The sequence below is a fragment of the Bacteroidota bacterium genome, from assembly GCA_016711505.1.
Lineage (GTDB): Bacteria > Bacteroidota > Bacteroidia > AKYH767-A > 2013-40CM-41-45 > JADKIH01.
In genome coordinates, this window is the sequence record JADJSV010000008.1 from 81,314 (window position 1) to 99,729 (window position 18,416).

General features: G+C 39.7%; 10 protein-coding genes, 3 tRNA genes, 3 rRNA genes and 2 pseudogenes. 4 read left to right on the forward strand and 14 right to left on the reverse strand.

What is annotated here, in order from left to right:
* The first annotated feature begins 113 nt into the window (after nucleotides 1-113).
* The 4 genes and pseudogenes from IPL24_10530 to IPL24_10545 all read left to right on the forward strand — a co-directional run bounded on the left by IPL24_10530 (nucleotide 114) and on the right by IPL24_10545 (nucleotide 4,604).
* Complete coding sequence (locus IPL24_10530; GenBank protein MBK8364093.1) at nucleotides 114-488, forward strand: hypothetical protein; 375 nt, start codon at nucleotides 114-116, stop codon at nucleotides 486-488.
* A pseudogene (locus tag IPL24_10535) lies at nucleotides 485-2,808 on the forward strand (FdhF/YdeP family oxidoreductase). The gene IPL24_10530 and the pseudogene IPL24_10535 overlap by 4 nt, the downstream one beginning before the upstream one ends.
* Before the next feature lie 129 nt (nucleotides 2,809-2,937).
* The gene (locus IPL24_10540; protein ID MBK8364094.1) at nucleotides 2,938-3,501 is read left to right on the forward strand and encodes a GNAT family N-acetyltransferase; all 564 of its coding nucleotides are present in this window, start codon (nucleotides 2,938-2,940) and stop codon (nucleotides 3,499-3,501) included.
* A 9-nt stretch (nucleotides 3,502-3,510) separates the two neighbouring features.
* Nucleotides 3,511-4,604: pseudogene (locus IPL24_10545) on the forward strand (Ldh family oxidoreductase).
* An 83-nt stretch (nucleotides 4,605-4,687) separates the two neighbouring features.
* On the opposite strand, the gene IPL24_10550 reads toward IPL24_10545, so the two are convergent.
* The 14 genes from IPL24_10550 to IPL24_10615 all read right to left on the reverse strand — a co-directional run bounded on the left by IPL24_10550 (nucleotide 4,688) and on the right by IPL24_10615 (nucleotide 17,819).
* Nucleotides 4,688-6,247, reverse strand: coding sequence for a T9SS type A sorting domain-containing protein (locus IPL24_10550; protein MBK8364095.1), 1,560 nt, complete (start codon nucleotides 6,245-6,247; stop codon nucleotides 4,688-4,690).
* A 225-nt stretch (nucleotides 6,248-6,472) separates the two neighbouring features.
* Nucleotides 6,473-7,876: a T9SS type A sorting domain-containing protein gene (locus IPL24_10555; GenBank protein MBK8364096.1), complete on the reverse strand. Its 1,404-nt coding sequence runs from the start codon at nucleotides 7,874-7,876 to the stop codon at nucleotides 6,473-6,475.
* A 235-nt stretch (nucleotides 7,877-8,111) separates the two neighbouring features.
* Nucleotides 8,112-8,939, reverse strand: a complete 828-nt coding sequence (locus tag IPL24_10560) for a methyltransferase domain-containing protein (GenBank protein ID MBK8364097.1) — start codon at nucleotides 8,937-8,939, stop codon at nucleotides 8,112-8,114.
* Nucleotides 8,940-9,154: 215 nt separating this feature from the next.
* On the reverse strand, nucleotides 9,155-9,682 hold the full coding sequence (locus IPL24_10565; protein MBK8364098.1) for a DUF3267 domain-containing protein: 528 nt from the start codon (nucleotides 9,680-9,682) through the stop codon (nucleotides 9,155-9,157).
* Between the two features lie 11 nt (nucleotides 9,683-9,693).
* The gene (locus IPL24_10570; GenBank protein MBK8364099.1) at nucleotides 9,694-10,608 is read right to left on the reverse strand and encodes a hypothetical protein; all 915 of its coding nucleotides are present in this window, start codon (nucleotides 10,606-10,608) and stop codon (nucleotides 9,694-9,696) included.
* A gap of 79 nt (nucleotides 10,609-10,687) precedes the next feature.
* Nucleotides 10,688-11,080, reverse strand: coding sequence for a hypothetical protein (locus tag IPL24_10575; protein ID MBK8364100.1), 393 nt, complete (start codon nucleotides 11,078-11,080; stop codon nucleotides 10,688-10,690).
* Between the two features lie 141 nt (nucleotides 11,081-11,221).
* Complete coding sequence (locus tag IPL24_10580) at nucleotides 11,222-11,983, reverse strand: pseudouridylate synthase (GenBank protein MBK8364101.1); 762 nt, start codon at nucleotides 11,981-11,983, stop codon at nucleotides 11,222-11,224.
* A gap of 62 nt (nucleotides 11,984-12,045) precedes the next feature.
* On the reverse strand, nucleotides 12,046-12,447 hold the full coding sequence (locus tag IPL24_10585; GenBank protein MBK8364102.1) for a hypothetical protein: 402 nt from the start codon (nucleotides 12,445-12,447) through the stop codon (nucleotides 12,046-12,048).
* Nucleotides 12,448-12,682: 235 nt separating this feature from the next.
* Nucleotides 12,683-12,794, reverse strand: a 5S ribosomal RNA gene (gene rrf, locus IPL24_10590).
* 70 nt (nucleotides 12,795-12,864) lie between these two features.
* Nucleotides 12,865-15,740: ribosomal RNA gene (locus tag IPL24_10595) — 23S ribosomal RNA — on the reverse strand.
* A gap of 84 nt (nucleotides 15,741-15,824) precedes the next feature.
* Nucleotides 15,825-15,896, reverse strand: a tRNA-Ile gene (locus tag IPL24_10600).
* Nucleotides 15,897-15,972: 76 nt separating this feature from the next.
* Nucleotides 15,973-16,046, reverse strand: a tRNA-Ala gene (locus tag IPL24_10605).
* Between the two features lie 18 nt (nucleotides 16,047-16,064).
* Nucleotides 16,065-16,139, reverse strand: a tRNA-Ile gene (locus tag IPL24_10610).
* A 157-nt stretch (nucleotides 16,140-16,296) separates the two neighbouring features.
* Nucleotides 16,297-17,819, reverse strand: a 16S ribosomal RNA gene (locus tag IPL24_10615).
* The 16S, 23S and 5S rRNA genes sit together here with 3 tRNA genes alongside, the layout of an rRNA operon.
* Between the last annotated feature and the right edge of the window lie 597 nt (nucleotides 17,820-18,416).

The following is an 18,416-nucleotide window of genomic DNA, read 5'->3' on the forward strand; positions in this document are numbered from 1 at the left end:
CAAATGCGACAAACAATTGATCAAAGGTATTTGTCTACCTAATGTATACTAATTTGTCCTAAAATCAAACAAAATACTAGCAAAAAAGGAAAATTTTTGTTTATTTTACCTGTATGAAACTACGGTTAAAAGGAAATACAATTCGATTCAGATTATCAAAAACAGATGTATCAATTTTTTCTGAGAATAGATACATTCATGAAACTACAGACTTCGGCAACAAAGTATTTACATATGGATTAAAAATGTCGGAAAACACTGACCGGATCAGTGCAGAATTTTTGAATGATGCGATGATCATCAATATTCCAATAAGCGTATCTCAACAATGGACAACTAGTAATCAGGTTGGTCTTTCAGAAGAAATGCCATTATCAGATGGTAAGAAACTTTATATTCTGATCGAAAAAGATTTTCAATGTTTAGATGAGACTATAGAAGACCAGAGTGATAATTACGAAAACCCTTTGGCCTCTAAACTGAAATGAATTCAGATTCAATAGACAAAGAAAAAGCAAATGCCGAAAACCCTGAGCGGTTTACCGGTCTTAAGTTGATAAAACCAAAGATCGCTGCTGCAGGAATGCCTGCAATTTTCGTCAGTGCTCAACATATTTTCGGTGAAATGGGAGCTGGTCGTGCGGTGAGAGCTTTGTTCGCCCTAAATCAAAAAAACGGATACGATTGCCCGGGCTGTGCCTGGCCTGACCCCGATGGCGAAAGAAGTTCTCTTGGAGAATATTGTGAGAACGGCGTTAAGGCAATTGCTGAAGAAGCCACTACAAAAAAACTTACAGCAGATTTTTTTCAAAAGAACAGTGTAGCATCTCTTTCACAGTTGAATGATTACGAGATCGGAAAAGCAGGAAGAGTTGCACAACCTGTTTATTTACCGAAAGGTGGAACTCACTATCAACCTATTTCCTGGGACAAAGCATTCGAACTGATTGCACAAAAATTAAAAGATTGTCCCGGACCTGACAATGCTGTTTTTTATACCAGTGGTCGGACCTCCAATGAAGCTGCATTTTTATATCAGCTTTTCGTAAGGCAGTTTGGGACTAACAATCTTCCCGACTGTAGCAACATGTGTCACGAATCAAGTGGCGTAGCACTCAGCGAAAGTCTGGGAATAGGTAAAGGCTCAGTCACTCTTGATGATTTTTACAAAGCAGAAGTAATTATTATTCTTGGGCAAAATCCAGGAACGAATCATCCAAGAATGTTGAGTGCACTTCAGAAAGCGAAAGAAAATGGTTGTACTATTATTTCTGTCAATCCACTTCCTGAAACCGGTCTGATCGCTTTCAATGATCCGCAAAGTATAAAAGGAGCCTTGGGAATAAAAGCAAGACTAACCGATATTTTTCTTCAGGTGAAGATCAATGGAGATATGGCATTGCTTCAGGCAATAGAAAAAATGCTTTATGATGAAGAAGTTAAAAAACCGGGAAGTATTTTTGATAATGACTTTATAAATTCAAAGACCAACGGCTCAAAAGAATTTATTGAGCATCTAAAAAGTCTTGATCTTGAAAAACTAGTTACTGCATGCGGAGTTAGCCATCAGCAGATTGAAGAAGTTGCCGGAATCTTTAAATCAAAAGTAAGATCATCGCTTGCTGGGCAATGGGTCTTACTCAACATCAGAATGCTGTTGATACTATAAAAGAAGTTGTAAATTTATTATTGCTGAAAGGAAGTATTGGTAAATCCGGTGCAGGCACATGTCCTGTTCGTGGTCATAGTAATGTTCAAGGCGATCGTACAATGGGCATTTACGAAAAGCCATCGGATAAATTCCTGGATGCTATTGAAAACACATTCAGTTTTTCCGCACCCAGAAAACATGGATACGATACAGTCGAGTGCATTCATGCAATGCACGAGGGAAAAGTAAATGTATTTATGGCAATGGGCGGGAACTTTTTATCTGCTACGCCTGATACAACATACACTGCAGAAGCACTTCGTAAATGCAAACTGACAGTTCAGATTTCAACTAAACTGAACAGAAGTCATCTGATCACAGGAGAAGAAGCACTGATACTCCCTGTGCTTGCAAGAAGCGACAAAGATGAATTGAATTCGGAAGATCAATTTATTACAACTGAAAATTCTATGAGAGTCATTCAGATGTCGAAAGGAAATCTGAAACCTGTTTCGGAACATCTGATGAGCGAACCAAATCTCGTTTCCCGTCTGGGCCTTGAGTATTTTGGAAATGATTCAGCAGTTGACTGGAAAAAATATCTGCAGCACTATGACAATATTCGCGATGATATTGCCAGAACCATTCCCGGTTTTACGGATTATAATACAAGAGTGCGAAAATTAGGAGGCTTTTATTTACCGAATTCTTCACGCGAGCAATCATTTCCTGTTCCTTCAGGCAAAGCAGAATTCAACATTGCAACAGTCAAAGAATTTGATTTGAAAAAGGATGAATACATCATGATGATTATCAGAAGTCATGATCAGTTCAATACTACTATTTACGGATTGAACGATCGTTATCGTGGTGTGATCAATGAACGCCGGGTTATTTTTATGAATGAAAATGATATTTCAAAAGCCGGATTTAAAGCAGGAGAAGTCGTCGACCTATTTAATTTCGACAATAACATAGAGAGAGTCGCGCATCGGTTTATCATTGTTCCCTTCAGTATACCGGAAAAATGTACTGCAACTTATTTTCCGGAAACAAATGTTCTTGTGCCGATTGATAGTACGGCTGCTAAATCAAACACACCTACTTCGAAGTCTGTCATTATTCAAATCAGAAAGTCACTGTGGAAAACGTTGTAGGTTTACAGGTTTGCAGGTTACAGGTTAGCCTTGTATTCATCTACGAAGCTAACCTGTAACCTGCAAACCTGCAAACCTGTAAACCTGCAAACCCACAATCTTCAACTTGCCCCCATAATCAACCCACAAATGCTCACCTTCAACTTCTCTCCTTTCCCTAACATCGATACAGAACGCATGCAACTTCGTCGTATGACTTTAGCTGATGCAAATGAGATCTATACTTTACGCTCCGATAAAAAAATAACAGAATACCTTGATCGTGATCCGCCAAAATCGATTGAAGAAATTTATGATTGGCTTACAAAAGTAGATGCAGAGATCGATGAGAACCGAGGAATTTCATGGGGTATGTATTTGAAAAACGAATCGAAATTAATTGGAAGCATTGGACTATGGCGAACAGTTCCGGAACATCATTATGCAGAAATAGGATATTCCTTGCTGAATGAATACCAGCGAAAGGGATTGATGTATGAAGCAATGATTGCATCTTTGAAATATGGATTTAATGAAATGCAATTGCACCGTGTTGAAGCCAATATTAATCCATTAAATATTCCTTCACGAGCCATTCTTGAAAAAGCCGGGTTTGTGAAAGAAGCTCACTTTGTAGAAAATTATTATTACAATGGATATTATACCGATTCTGCAATATATAGTTTGCTCTCAAAGAATTTCAAAACCAATTAAATTTAATTAATGAAAAGTACTCTTTTCAGTTATAAAAAACTTGAAGCTTTTACAAAAGCGGTTTTTACAAAAATTGGATGCTCAAAAGAACATGCAGAAATAGCAACCCTTACGCTCCTATCTGCAGATCTCAGAGGAATCGATTCACATGGTATCGCCAGACTTATTGGATACGTCCGACTTTGGGAAGTAAAAAGAATAAATGCAACTCCAAAAATAAAAGTGATTCACGAAACACCATCAACAGCTGTTGTCGATGGTGACAGCGGACTAGGTTTAGTCGTTGCTCCGTTTGCAATGAAAATTGCAATTGAAAAAGCAAAGAATGTCGGAACAGGTTGGGTTAGTGTTCAAAACAGTAATCATTTTGGAATCGCAGGTTATCATGCAATGATGGCGCTTGAACACGATATGATCGGCATTGCAATGACCAATGCTAGTCCGTTAGTTGCGCCAACTTTTTCTATCGATAAGATGTTAGGGACAAATCCAATTGCTGTTGCTGCACCTGCAGGGAAACAATCTGCATTTGTTGCGGATCTTGCAACGACTACTGCTGCCAATGGAAAACTTGAAATCCTGCAAAGGAAAAATATGGAAACTCCTGATGGCTGGGTACAGGATGTAAACGGTAACCCAAGTAATGATGCAAACATTTTAAAAAATGGCGGAGCTCTGCTTCCACTTGGCGGTGATAGAGAGCATGGTAGTCATAAAGGATATGCTTTAGGGGCAATTGTAGATATCTTCTCTGCCCTTTTGAGCGGAGCAAATTATGCACCGTGGGTCCCTCCTTTTCCTGCCTATGTTCCGATGCCAACACAACAACCCGGCAAAGGAATCGGACATTTTTTAGGTGCAATGAGAATTGATGCTTTTCGTCCGGCAGATAATTTCAAAAAGATATGGATCACTGGATCCAAGGATTCAGAAAAGCAAAAACGATTCAAGGTGAAGAAAAAGTTTTAGTTCCCGGAGATCCGGAAAGAGAAATGGAAATAATCCGTATGAAAGAAGGAATTCCTCTTCTACCGGTTGTTCAGGAAGATTTGAACGCACTTGGAACAAAACTCGGAATTGATACATCGATATTCAATCAATAACAAAGCCACAAAACTAAATTCGTTTTGTGGCTCTATCAATCTTCCCTAATCAATTGTTACTTTATCATTGAAACTTTGAAACTTTATTTATTCTGGATCATTATCTTTCTGAATGACTCTATTCCATTTTTAGACCGGACCGACACAAAATAATTTCCTGAAGGAACTTTGGGCAGGTCAAGTAATTTGACTTCACTTGTTAATTTACCTTCAAACAATGTTGCAACTCTTGCTCCGGAGAAAGAAATCAGATTAACAACTACTTCTTCATTGATTCTGTTTTGAAGTGATATATTAATTTTATCGGTAGCCGGATTTGGATAAACACTAAATAAATTTTGTTCGTTTAAATCTTCTATACCTGTAAATGGAGACAATGGCATCAATTCATATTTAAACGCATAACTTGGATTGTAGATTTCTATAAAAAAAGAATCAGTTGGAATTCCTCTGATCGTCATTGTATCTGATAAAAGAACATCTACAGGTTGCATCCAGACATTTGCAATTAACTGTCCGGTACTTGAAGCTGCTCCGCTTGCACTGTAAACAATCAGTCGATTTCCGTTTTTATCATATGCATAAACAGTAGGATTCACTGCAAGCGAATCATATTTAAATTTATTTACGACTGAAATATAAAATCTCATGCTGTCTCCGGCAGGCTTTACTAATTTATAGTAATCACTAAGGTCAGTTACGAAATTACCATTGGTGTATGCAATCAAACCATGAATTGTATCTCCTGCACTGAGTTCACTCGCCGTTGCTAGATCATTATTTGGTTCCAATTCATTAGAAGGAGCAAGATCGCTCATCAGATATCGCAAAGTATAAGCACCGGTAAAATTAATTCCCCAGCCGGAAAAATAATTGTAAAGATCGATCCGTACAGTATCTGCTGACTTACCATAAATGTGCATGGTATCATAAATCGTGACACCATATGGTGAATTAACATTATTTGCAATATGTTGTACCGTAGTATAATTTGAAGAAGTATGATCCAGATTTCCTCTGGAAACACTGTCTTTTCCATAGAGATAAACCTGGCAACCCGGAACTATGAAACCTGAATTAATGCAAATATTCTTCCATGAGAATTCAAGATCAACTTGTCCATTCTCTGGAATGATAATATCAAAGTAATCATTCAGATCCAGGTAATATTGATCACTCCTGAAACTTATATGTCCGTTTACTACATCTCCCGGATGTAATGACTGAGCTTCATAATGGAAATCATTTGGCTCAAGTTCATTATTAGGCTCAACGTATAAAAGATCGTAGCGAGTAGTATAATTAAATGGCCCGCCATAAACGACTCCGTAATTCTGAAAAGCTATGTAGATCTCATCCTGTTCAGCTCCGGAAATTGAAAAAGTATCTATGACAGTCGTATTCTCAAGAATGTAAATTGGCTTTCTTGCCAAGAGCGTTGAATCCTTGAATCGTACGTTAATAATGATCTCTCCAGCTGAGGAAGAACTTGAATTAGTGATTTGAGAAATGATCTGTATAACACCATTCCCTGTTAACTGTGTTTTGTAAAAGTGGAATGGGATGTTTACCGGACCATTATTGTTATCAGTAACAGTTCCGGAAACTGAAACGCCTTCCGCCAGATTTTCTGCGGTTGACATTGTTAATTGTCCATAACCTTGGAGAAAGAATACCATAGACACTATGGTAAAAAGTAACTTTTTCATAGAATTGGTTTTTTCCAAAGGTAGCCTGGTGCCAACTTTTGGGAAATACTCAATTTGGATTAGATGAATCAAAGCACCCGTTGAAAAAATGAATGAGACAACAAAATTGTAACTAATCCACTATTTCCTTCAAAAAATAATATCTATTTTGAAAATTAATTACTGATGATATACAATAATTTTTTTTGTGACAGAAGTTTCAGGCGATCGTAAAGTCAAAAAATAAACTCCATGTTCAAATTCACCGGTAAAAACAGATAAATGAGTGCCTGAAAAAACACCTTTGAATACGCTTTTCCCATCAATTGAACTTATTAAAACTTCAAGATTCTTTATTTCCATTTTGATTTTAATATTTAGAACTTCCATCGCCGGATTTGGGAATATCTTTAAGTCAAAAGGATCTTTTAAATTTTCAAGTGAAAGATAAAATAGTGATGTATCTACCTCAATTAGATTACCAGTAGGATTTGCGCCATCTGCTCCATTAAAATCATGCAACTTTGTATAGGAATTTGTATTTATGTCAAAGGCGAAAAGGACACCACGATTATTAATACCTCCAACCCAAGTCGCTCCATATATTCTACCGTCAGAAAGTAATCTCAAAGAACCGTTTGGCCACTTCCCTGAAATCCCATTAAAAGTATATAATAGTGAATCAGCATAAGTAACCTTGTTAAATTTGAATATTGAGCCTCCAGATGAACCATTCAAATTTGTCATACCATAAATTTCATTGTTTATCAACAACGGAGCACTGACAGGCCGAACTCCAAAATTGGTAGATGCCATAATCATAATTTCTGTCAAATTACCATTCGGCGGATAAACATAAAGAGAACCCCAAGTAGCTGTTCCTCCCATCCCTGTAAAACTATATATATTACCATGGGAATCCTGAATCACATTTCCTACCGGATATCCGGATGTAGAACAGAAATCAGTCAAGACATTAAAGTTGCTATTAAGAATATCAAATTCAAAAATTAGACCCGCACTGCATTGACGATTACCGGTAGCACCGATTAATTTACCGTTATTACCTTTAATAAAAGCGGTGAAATATCTCCCGGTAGTCACACTATCAAAATCATAAAGTTTTGAATACATATCTGTCAACGGGTCATAAGAGAATATTACTCCGGAATTTTCATTGCCGCAAACAGGTAACATTCCATAAAGTTTTCCATCATTCATTTCAAAAAGTTCCGCTGCACCTAGACATCCTGTAGTACTATCGAAATCCTGAACATGACGATAAACATTTGTAAGCGGATTAAAACTGAACAGTACACCCAAATTATTAGGACCTCCTCTTTCGGTTACTCCATATAACAAACCATCAGAAGCTTGTATCAGTGTACCCCAAGCTTCGAAACCAGTTAATGAATCAAAGGCAAATTTTTCTTCATAACCGGTGCCATCTGAGTTTATCTTAAAAATATTCCCCTGCCCTCTTGATCCTCCCCCTGGAGTTAAACCATATAACTGTAGAACCTGCGCGCTTACTTGCGAATGAAAAATAAAACATAACAATAATGTAAAAACAAATTTGATCATATATAAAGAAATTTAGGAATGGTTATGCTAATTTACAATTAAATCTGAATTCCTTGTATTCTGTTGGTTAATTTTCAAAAAACAAAGTACAAAAAAGAAATAATCAGTAGAATAATTGCAATAAGGACAAACCATTTATTTCTTACCGGAAATTCATAACCACAAATTGGGCAAACTGTTGATTTCTCATCAACATTCATTGCACAGGAAGGACATTCTTTAGTAGCCATAAAAATCAAATTTTGATACTCTGAAAAAATGCCATTGAGACATTCAAGTTAAGATTTTCTGTGTTTGCTTGAGTATTTAAATTTTTCTCAAGCTTTGCGAAAATTATCTCATGTAAATTCTCCGGAAACAATTTCATCCAGCCTGAAAGCCAGCCAAGTTTAATAAAATGATGGTTCAAAAATGCAGTTCCATCCAGAAATTTCATTTCAATACTTTCTTTCACAACTCTATCTACTTTGAATCCATTTGAAGTAAATAACTCTGATACACTTTCAATCGTACCCCGATGCTCCTCTTCTGCTTTTAAGATAGAAATATATTTCTCGAGTTTCAATTCTTCAAGTGTTGAATAGAATACATTATAAAATTCTTTCCAATGACCATACAGATTTGTGGTAAGCGAAAGTTTACCATCTTGTTTTAAGACACGGTGACATTCTTTAAAAACCTGCTGCGGGTTACTGAAATTATTGATTCCAAGATTTGAAACGATCAGGTCGACCGATCCATCTTCAAAAGGAATTTGCTCAGCACTACTCTCAATGATTTCAACATTTGTCAGTCCGTAGTTGCGGATCTTCGCCTTTGCTCGGTTATTTGCATTGTGCCATGGATCAATTCCATAAAGCTGACATGAATTACCGAGTCGTGAAGCCAGTTCAAGCAAAGGAAAACCTGCTCCTGATCCAATATCGATTACTTTAATATTGGGTTTTAATTCTACGTGCTTCAATAATAGGAGTCCGAATGATGCACTCCAGAGTGGAAGTTCATCGAAGGTGTTTACGAATTCCGGTGTGTCCTTAAATTTATATTTGAGGTAATCGGTCATACTGAAACTTTATGTGCAAAATAGGAAATTACTTTAGAATAATATCATCACAACCTTCAAGCATGTGTTTAAGAATCGGTTCACACTTCTCGTTACAGGGCTTATAAAAAGCTTTATGTTTCCGTGTTCCAGATTTTGGAGACAGACCTCACCGGAAATCTGAAGGAGCAATGGGCTTCATTTTATTTAAAAATCGTAATCTACAGATAAAAATTTCATCCGAAAATAAGAGACGGAATTCCAAGTCCCACACCAACACCGTAAAACACATCTGCCCAGAGAACACGCAGCAAATTAAAAATATAAATCAGGCCAACAATAGGAAATGAGATTATAGCCAGAAGATTTCCTTTCCTGGCATGTATCTTCGCTTCATTGTAAACATTTGTTGCATCCTGATTCGAAGGAATTGCATGCATTCCTATTGATATTCCCAGCCAGAGTAAAAAGTAGAAATATATATTTTCGATTTCAAAAAATTTAAGAGGAATATAAGCAGGCATACAAATTAATAAGCACAATAAACTATTCACAAAGAAAGGCCCCATTGAAATAAGAAATGTAGTAAAGAAACTCGTTGACCCTTCATGCTGAACGTAACCTACAGGATCTCCGTCCCTGAAATAACACACATCAATTATTGCGACCTTTCTGACTTTGCAAAATAACATATGTGCAAATTCATGAACGACGACACCGGGAAAAGTAAATTTTGCGATTATGTGACCGGGAATAAGAATCATTTTGGATATTTTTAGTTCTCAGTTTTTTGCCAGCCGTTCGGAAATTTTTTGTCAAATTCTTCGCTGGAAATAATTTTCTTACTAAACAATCTGTATTCTACTTTATTAAAATAAGCCAGGGCAGCTGCACTTGTATCATTCATAGCCTTTGCACTGTCAAGATATGCAATACAATTACTTTTCGCCTCTTCATCATCTTTTGAAACATAAATGCAGGCGTAAGCAGAAGCTATAGCAGTCAAAATTGCCGGACTTGCACCATCCATTTCAAGACTCTTTTTTGAAGCATCAAGAAAACCCTGGTAATTGCCGGAATCAAAGGCCATACCCGCCTTAGCATAATACAATAACGAATTTACAACGTTGTCATCCGGATATTCATTCTGCAACTTATAAAATTCATTATATGCTTCTGTACTTACACCCTTGTATAATAAATCCACTCCATGAAAATAGGAGGAGGAAAACTCCAGTCTTTTAACATTCGGTACTTTGCTATTTGCACTTAAAGCCAATTTTGAAGCATTTGTAAAGTCTCCATGTGAATAAAATTCGTTAGCTTGATTATATTCCTTATACGCCTGATAATATTTTAAATTCCAGAAAAAGGAAAACAAAATTATAAGGACTAGAACTGCAAAAAACGCCTTTACCCATTTTGGAAATATTTTTTCCCTTAGCAAAACAATACAAGAATCACATATAGGATAATGAGAATTCATTTTCAATACTTCATCACCAAAATCATTCTTACAGGTATTACAAACAGTGTCATCGTAATGCTTTCTTACATCATGACTAAACAATTCTCCTTCATTTGGATATTTTGATTCAACACATTGAAAACAATAGTATACGTTATCAATTATCAACGTATCATTTAACGGAACTACTTTTTTACAATCGGAACAACCGGTTAATTTCATCTAAATTTTCAAATTCAATTATTAATAATTCGACATAATCGGTACCAACCTCTCTAAAGAATTAATTTCTACAACAATACTAAACATTCTCGAAACACACAAATACCGGCACATGATCGCTATGCTTAGCCCAGTCTTCAAATGCACCCACTTTTACATCTTTAATTACATGATCTGCAGAAGCAAAACAATAATCCAGATGATACTGTTTATTCCTGTGACGGTAAAGAAACAAGGTGGGATGAAATTCCTTTCGATGCAGCTGCGAAAAAAAATGATGATACACGCTCTTAATATTTTTAGCTGCTAATCGATGAACCAGATAAGAATGATTACCTAGTCTGCTCTTTCTGTCCCAGACCGTAATACTATTAAGATCTCCGATGAGAATGGTTGGTTTTTCAGAAATAAGATTTTCATAATAGTGAATAGCTTTCCAGATTTGTCTTAATTTACATTTACACCAAACCAAAACAGGTCTGTAGGCAAAATCATTCCTTCCGGAAATTTTAATTTATTTAGATTTAAACTTGAATCACGAATGACAAGGAATTTCAAATTTTTCAAAGTAGAAAAATCACTTTCCCGAAAAAAGTAGTTTGTCCTGATTTATTTATTGACCAAGCATAAATTCCAAAATCAGTTCACATTTCTCCTTGCATGTGGGATAAAATTCACGGTGTTTCCATGTTTCTGATTTTGGAGACATTCCCCACCAGAATTCAGCCATTGCCAGCGGTTTCATTTTATTCAGAAATGCATATTGCAGCAGTTTAGGAGCGGTGCATTCTCCTGCTCCACTAGGGGGATTTTTGTAGCCAGCTTCCTGAAATATTGCCTGCAACTTTTTTTCTTTTCCGGAATGGTTTATAAAAATATAGCGATCAAAAATTTCATTCTGTAATTTAATAGAAAGATGACGACGTTCGGCTCTGAGAAATTCTATTTCTTCGGAATTTTTCTGAGCGTTAATTAACTTAAGGGAATCAATTTCCGAACCCATCGAAGTAATCAGTTGCATTCCTGTGTTAACAAAAGTTACTCCTGAAAGAGTATCAAAAACCGGAGGTACAAAACGGGAATGGTGATTAGTGCCTGCTAACTTCCCCGAAAATGCTGACAGGTAACCAATGCTGTTGTTCACCGTTTCTACCAAAAGAACGCCAAACATTTTACCGGAAACCGGGGAATCGATTGTAGTATTGAAGCCAAAATTATGTGTCCACTCCTTCTGGATCTGCAGATATTCCTGAAGATCTTTAACAGCAGCAATCAGCCAGGGATTGGTAATACTTTCAGGATAAAAAATCAATTTTGAAGGCAATTGACCTAAGTCATATGTATGCTTAAGCGGATAAAATAAATTGTCATACATAGTTTGTAATTATAAATAACAGCTGATTTACAAGACCGGTTAAATCAAATCTTTCAGTTCGATCAGTCAATTCTGATCATGAGCAGATTCAATGGTTTCATTAATTCAATCACAATAGAATCTTTTGTATGATGAATGATCTTTGAAGCGATCCATTTTGCTTTAGGCTTCATCATAAGCGTATTCGATATTGTGTCAATGTACCACAGTCCTTGAGTAGAAGCGAAGCCTTCACCGGAAAGCTTTTGTTTATACTCAATGAAAATGCTGTCGGTTTTAAATTCTGTTTTTACCTCCTTTGATAAACCCATGGTAATCGTTTCTACAGGACTTATCTCATTTGTTTCCGAATTGACTATATGGATCCATTGCCAGGAACCTATAATCGACATTGTATCTGATTGTGCCCGGGCACAGTTAAGTGAGGTAAATAATATGAAAACGGAAATGAGAAACAACTTCATTTGAATTGATTATGAGGTGGAGAGACAGCACTGGTGCAGATGCAAGTTTAGGATAATTTCAAATACATCACTTTAGAAAAGGAAAAAATCACGACGCCATTTTAAAAAATGATGGTGAAAGTAACAGGAATTAATTTTGGAAACTAACAGGCAAAATGCAGGTAAATATCTAAAGAATATTAATTAGGCAGAGACAAAAAAAAAGCCCCACTCTTTCGAGCGAGGCTTTTATAATTTACGGCGACGACATACTCTCCCGAAAGTTACTTCAGTACCATCTGCGCAGTTGGGCTTAACTTCTCTGTTCGGAATGGGAAGAGGTGGACACCAACGCTAAAATCACCATAAAAGTCTTAGATACAATTATGACATATTAGAGAAAGAAAACAAACAAACAAAAATCAGTGGAGATTATCAGATAAAAAGTTTACGGGCAATTAGTATTGCTCAGCTTTGTCATTACTGACTTTACACTTGCAACCTATCAACGTCATAGTCTCTGACGACCCTTAAAGGAAGTATCATCTTGAGGCGAGTTTCGTGCTTAGATGCTTTCAGCGCTTATCTCAACCGTACATAGCTACCCAGCGATGCCCCTGGCGGAACAACTGGTACACTAGAGGTACGTCCGACTCGGTCCTCTCGTACTAAAGTCAGGTCCACTCAAACTTCCCACGCCCACTACAGATAGAGACCGAACTGTCTCACGACGTTCTGAACCCAGCTCGCGTGCCACTTTAATCGGCGAACAGCCGAACCCTTGGGACCTTCTCCAGCCCCAGGATGTGACGAGCCGACATCGAGGTGCCAAACCTCCCCGTCGATGTGAGCTCTTGGGGGAGATCAGCCTGTTATCCCCGGCGTACCTTTTATCCTTTGAGCGATGGCCCTTCCATGCGGAACCACCGGATCACTATATCCTACTTTCGTACCTGCTCGACTTGTAAGTCTCACAGTCAAGCACCCTTATGCTATTGCACTCCGCGCACGGTTACCAAGCGTGCTGAGGGTACCTTTGAAAGCCTCCGTTACTCTTTTGGAGGCGACCACCCCAGTCAAACTACCCACCATACAATGTCCCCCGAATGATCGGGGTTAGACTCCGAATAAATAAAGGGTGGTATTTCAAGGTTGACTCCACGATGGCTAGCGCCACCGCTTCAAAGTCTCCCACCTATCCTACACATCATTTATCCAGAATCAATGTAAAGTTGTAGTGAAGGTGCACGGGGTCTTTCCGTCCCGTTGCGGGTAAACGGCATCTTCACCGTTACTACAATTTCACCGAGCTCATGACTGAGACAGTGCTCAGATCGTTACACCATTCGTGCAGGTCGGAACTTACCCGACAAGGAATTTCGCTACCTTAGGACCGTTATAGTTACGGCCGCCGTTTACTGGGGCTTCGATTCAATGCTTTGTCTTGCGACTGACATCTCCTCTTAACCTTCCAGCACCGGGCAGGTGTCAGGCCATATACATCATCTTTCGATTTAGCATAGCCATGTGTTTTTGTTAAACAGTCGCCTGAGCCATTTCACTGCGGCCCCCCATGATGAGGGGCACCCTTTATCCCGAAGTTACAGGGTCAATTTGCCGAGTTCCTTAGCCATGATTCACTCGAGCACCTTAGAATATTCTTCTCGACTACCTGTGTCGGTTTACGGTACGGGCGGTACAATCATAAGTTTAGGAAGTTTTCTTGGAAGTCTGATTAGGGTCACTATCCATTTGTCCGAAGACTCATGGTACTGTCACCTTCGACAAGTCCTGCGGATTTTCCAACAGGTCTTATATCTACGGGCTTCAACGCACTATTCCGTAAGTGCGCGGACCTTTCACTACTCCGTCATTCCATCACTGATTGCACCGGTACAGAAATATTAATCTGTTGTCCATCGGCATTTCCATTCGGATGAGCCTTAGGTCCCGACTAACCCTGATCCGATTAGCGTTGATCAGGAACCCTTAGTCTTTCGGTGGGCGGGTTTCTCACCCGCCTTATCGTTACTTATGCCTACATTTGCTTTTCTAGCCGCTCCAGCCCTCCTTACGAAGAACCTTCGGTGCAGTTAGAATGCTCCCCTACCCATCTTTCGATGCCATAGCTTCGGTACTATGTTTAATGCCCGCTTATTATCCACGCCAGATCGCTCGACTAGTGAGCTGTTACGCACTCTTTAAATGAATGGCTGCTTCCAAGCCAACATCCTAGCTGTCAATGCAATCTGACCACGTTTAACCAACTTAACATAGATTTTGGGACCTTAGCTGATGGTCTGGGTTCTTTCCCTCTCGGCCTGTGACGTTAGCACCCCAGGCCTCACTGCCAAATATTTGTCATTAGCATTCGGAGTTTATCAGGGTTTGGTAGGCGGTGAAGCCCCCTAGCCCTATTAGTAGCTCTACCTCTATGACAATACATTTGACGCTGTCCCTAAAGACATTTCGGGGAGTACGAGCTATTTCCCAGTTTGATTAGCCTTTCACCCCTACACACATGTCATCCGAAAGCTTTTCAACGCTTACCGGTTCGGACCTCCATGACGTGTTACCGTCACTTCATCCTGCAAATGTGTAGATCACAAGGTTTCGCGTCTACCCCCACTGACTATACGCCCTATTCAGACTTGCTTTCGCTTCGGCTACGGACCTTAGGTCCTTAACCTTGCCAGTGAGGAGTAACTCGTAGGCTCATTATGCAAAAGGCACGCCGTCATCCCTTACGGGACTCCGACCGCTTGTAAGCACACGGTTTCAGGTTCTATTTCACTCCGCTGTTCGAGGTTCTTTTCACCTTTCCCTCACGGTACTAGTTCACTATCGGTCTCTCATTAGTATTTAGCCTTACCGGATGGTGCCGGCTGGTTCCCACAAGGCGTCTCCGACCTCGCGGTACTCAGGATACTGCTAGAATGTACTTGCTTTCGCTTACGGGACTATCACCCTCTATGGTTCCTCTTTCCAGAAACTTCAGCTTCACGCATACATATCATATTGCAGTCCTACAACCCCGTAGTTGCCTTAACAACTATGGTTTGGGCTGTTCCCCGTTCGCTCGCCACTACTTAGGGAATCACTATTTGTTTTCTCTTCCTCCGGGTACTTAGATGTTTCAGTTCTCCGGGTTAGCTTCGCATTGGATGTAACATCTTCAATGTTACGGGTTGCCCCATTCGGATATCTTCGGATCAAAAGTCGTTTGCACTTCCCCGAAGCTTTTCGCAGCTTATCACGTCCTTCATCGCCTATGAGAGCCAAGGCATTCACCGTGTGCCCTTAATAACTTTCTTATCGTTTCGATAAAATTCTTAATTCTTGTTTGTTATGTTTTCTTTCAATATGTCAAAGAACGTAATCCTACTACTTAGGATTCGTCAAGAACAACGGAATCGAACCGTTTACCTTTCCGCCATTGGCAGAATGCTCTTCCATTGAGCTACTTCTTAATTATTTCAATTTAGTCGTTACCGTTGTAATGACTGGTACTCTTTAATTTTTTTTCCCTTGAACAGGCAATATTAGTGGAGGATATCGGAGTCGAACCGATGACCCCCTGCTTGCAAAGCAGGTGCTCTAGCCAGCTGAGCTAATTCCCCGAGACAGATTTTGATGTGTAGTCCCGAGCAGATTTGAACTGCTGACCCCTACATTATCAGTGTAGTGCTCTAACCAAGCTGAGCTACGGGACTATGTTCTCCGCCTGGGCGGAAGAATTTACCTTCTTCTCAGATGGTGAGACCACCTTAAAAGCTCGTTTGGGATAATCTTTTTAAGAATAGAAGAAAATGAAAGGAAATAACAAGCATGAATGCCAATTTTACTTAGCAGTGTAACAAACCACTCCAGAAAGGAGGTGTTCCAGCCGCACCTTCCGGTACGGCTACCTTGTTACGACTTAGCCCCAGTCATTGGTTTTACCCTAGGCGACTCCTTGCGGTTATCGACTTCAGGTACCCCCAACTCCCATGGCTTGACGGGCGGTGTGTACAAGGCCCGGGAACGTATTCACCGCATCATGGCTGATATGCGATTACTAGCGAATCCAGCTTCACGAGGTCGGGTTGCAGACCTCGATCCGAACTGAGATCGACTTTTAGGATTAGCTCCATGTTACCATGTGGCTGCCCTCTGTATCGACCATTGTAGCACGTGTGTAGCCCAGGACGTAAGGGCCGTGATGACTTGACGTCATCCCCACCTTCCTCACCGCTTGCGCGGGCAGTCTCATTAGAGTCCCCAGCATAACCTGTTGGCAACTAATGATAGGGGTTGCGCTCGTTGCGGGACTTAACCCAACACCTCACGGCACGAGCTGACGACAGCCATGCAGCACCTAGTTTCGAGCCCTTGCGGGCGGACATGTTTCCACATCCTTCTCTAACTTTCAAGCCCTGGTAAGGTTCCTCGCGTATCATCGAATTAAACCACATGCTCCTCCGCTTGTGCGGGCCCCCGTCAATTCCTTTGAGTTTCAACCTTGCGGTCGTACTCCCCAGGTGGATCACTTAATGCTTTCGCTTGGACGCGTACAGTTTATCGCACACATCGAGTGATCATCGTTTAGGGCGTGGACTACCAGGGTATCTAATCCTGTTTGCTCCCCACGCTTTCGTGCATCAGCGTCAGTTATGGCTTAGTGAGCTGCCTTCGCAATCGGTGTTCTGTGTCATATCTAAGCATTTCACCGCTACATGACACATTCCGCCCACTTCAATCATACTCAAGACTATCAGTATCAATGGCAGTTTCCCAGTTGAGCTGGGAGCTTTCACCACTGACTTAATAACCCGCCTACGCACCCTTTAAACCCAATAAATCCGGATAACGCTTGGGACCTTCGTATTACCGCGGCTGCTGGCACGAAGTTAGCCGTCCCTTATTCTTTCGGTACATTCAACCTCTCACACGTGAAAGGGTTTATTCCCGAACAAAAGCAGTTTACAATGCAGAGCACCTTCATCCTGCACGCGGCATGGCTGGATCAGCCTTGCGGCCATTGTCCAATATTCCTTACTGCTGCCTCCCGTAGGAGTCTGGTCCGTGTCTCAGTACCAGTGTGGGGGATCATCCTCTCAGACCCCCTAGACATCGTAGCCTTGGTGAGCCGTTACCTCACCAACTAGCTAATGTCACGCATGCTCATCTGTAACCACCGGAGTTTTGATCATAAAATGATGCCACTTCATGATATTATGCGGTATTAATCTTCCTTTCGGAAGGCTATTCCCCAGTTACAGGTAGATTGCATACGCGTTACGCACCCGTGCGCCACTCGCCGGCATGTATTGCTACACCCGCTGCCGTTCGACTTGCATGTATTAGGCCTGCCGCTAGCGTTAATCCTGAGCCAGGATCAAACTCTCCATTGTAAAGTTGATTTCTGTCTCTGTATAGGATTTGTTACTCAAAATTATGTCGACTTAGTCAACGTTTAATTAGGGCTTGTTATTTCCTGTTCAATTCTTCAAAGAACGTCTTACTTATATATTCTATTTCACTCTTGCGAGCAAAATCAAGTAATCCTTTTTGTACTCCATCAATTCCGTTGAATTAATGCTTATTCTATTTGTTTTTCGGGCTGCAAAGATACTAACCGTTTCTTACAAACCAACACATTTTTATTATTTTTTCAAGATCAGTTAACCTTCACATTTTCAGTTGAAAAAGTTTAAAAACACTCGTTTTTCAACCTCTTCATCCTACTCCGACACTTGAATTATCCGCCTTTCAGCGTCCCCTTGTGTTAAAGAACTTTGTTATTGGGGATGCAAATGTACTACCTTTATCAAAACCTCCAAATATTTCTTCATCTTTTTTATAAACAATTTGCCCTTTTTGAACTAGATTCCTCGAAGCCAGCCGGATATAGTTGAAAAAAGTTGAAAATTGATGGAGTTTCGGGGTTTTGAGAGTGCTTTTGCTTAATGTCTGATGTTTAAAGTTTAATGTCAGGCGACAGGTTTCAT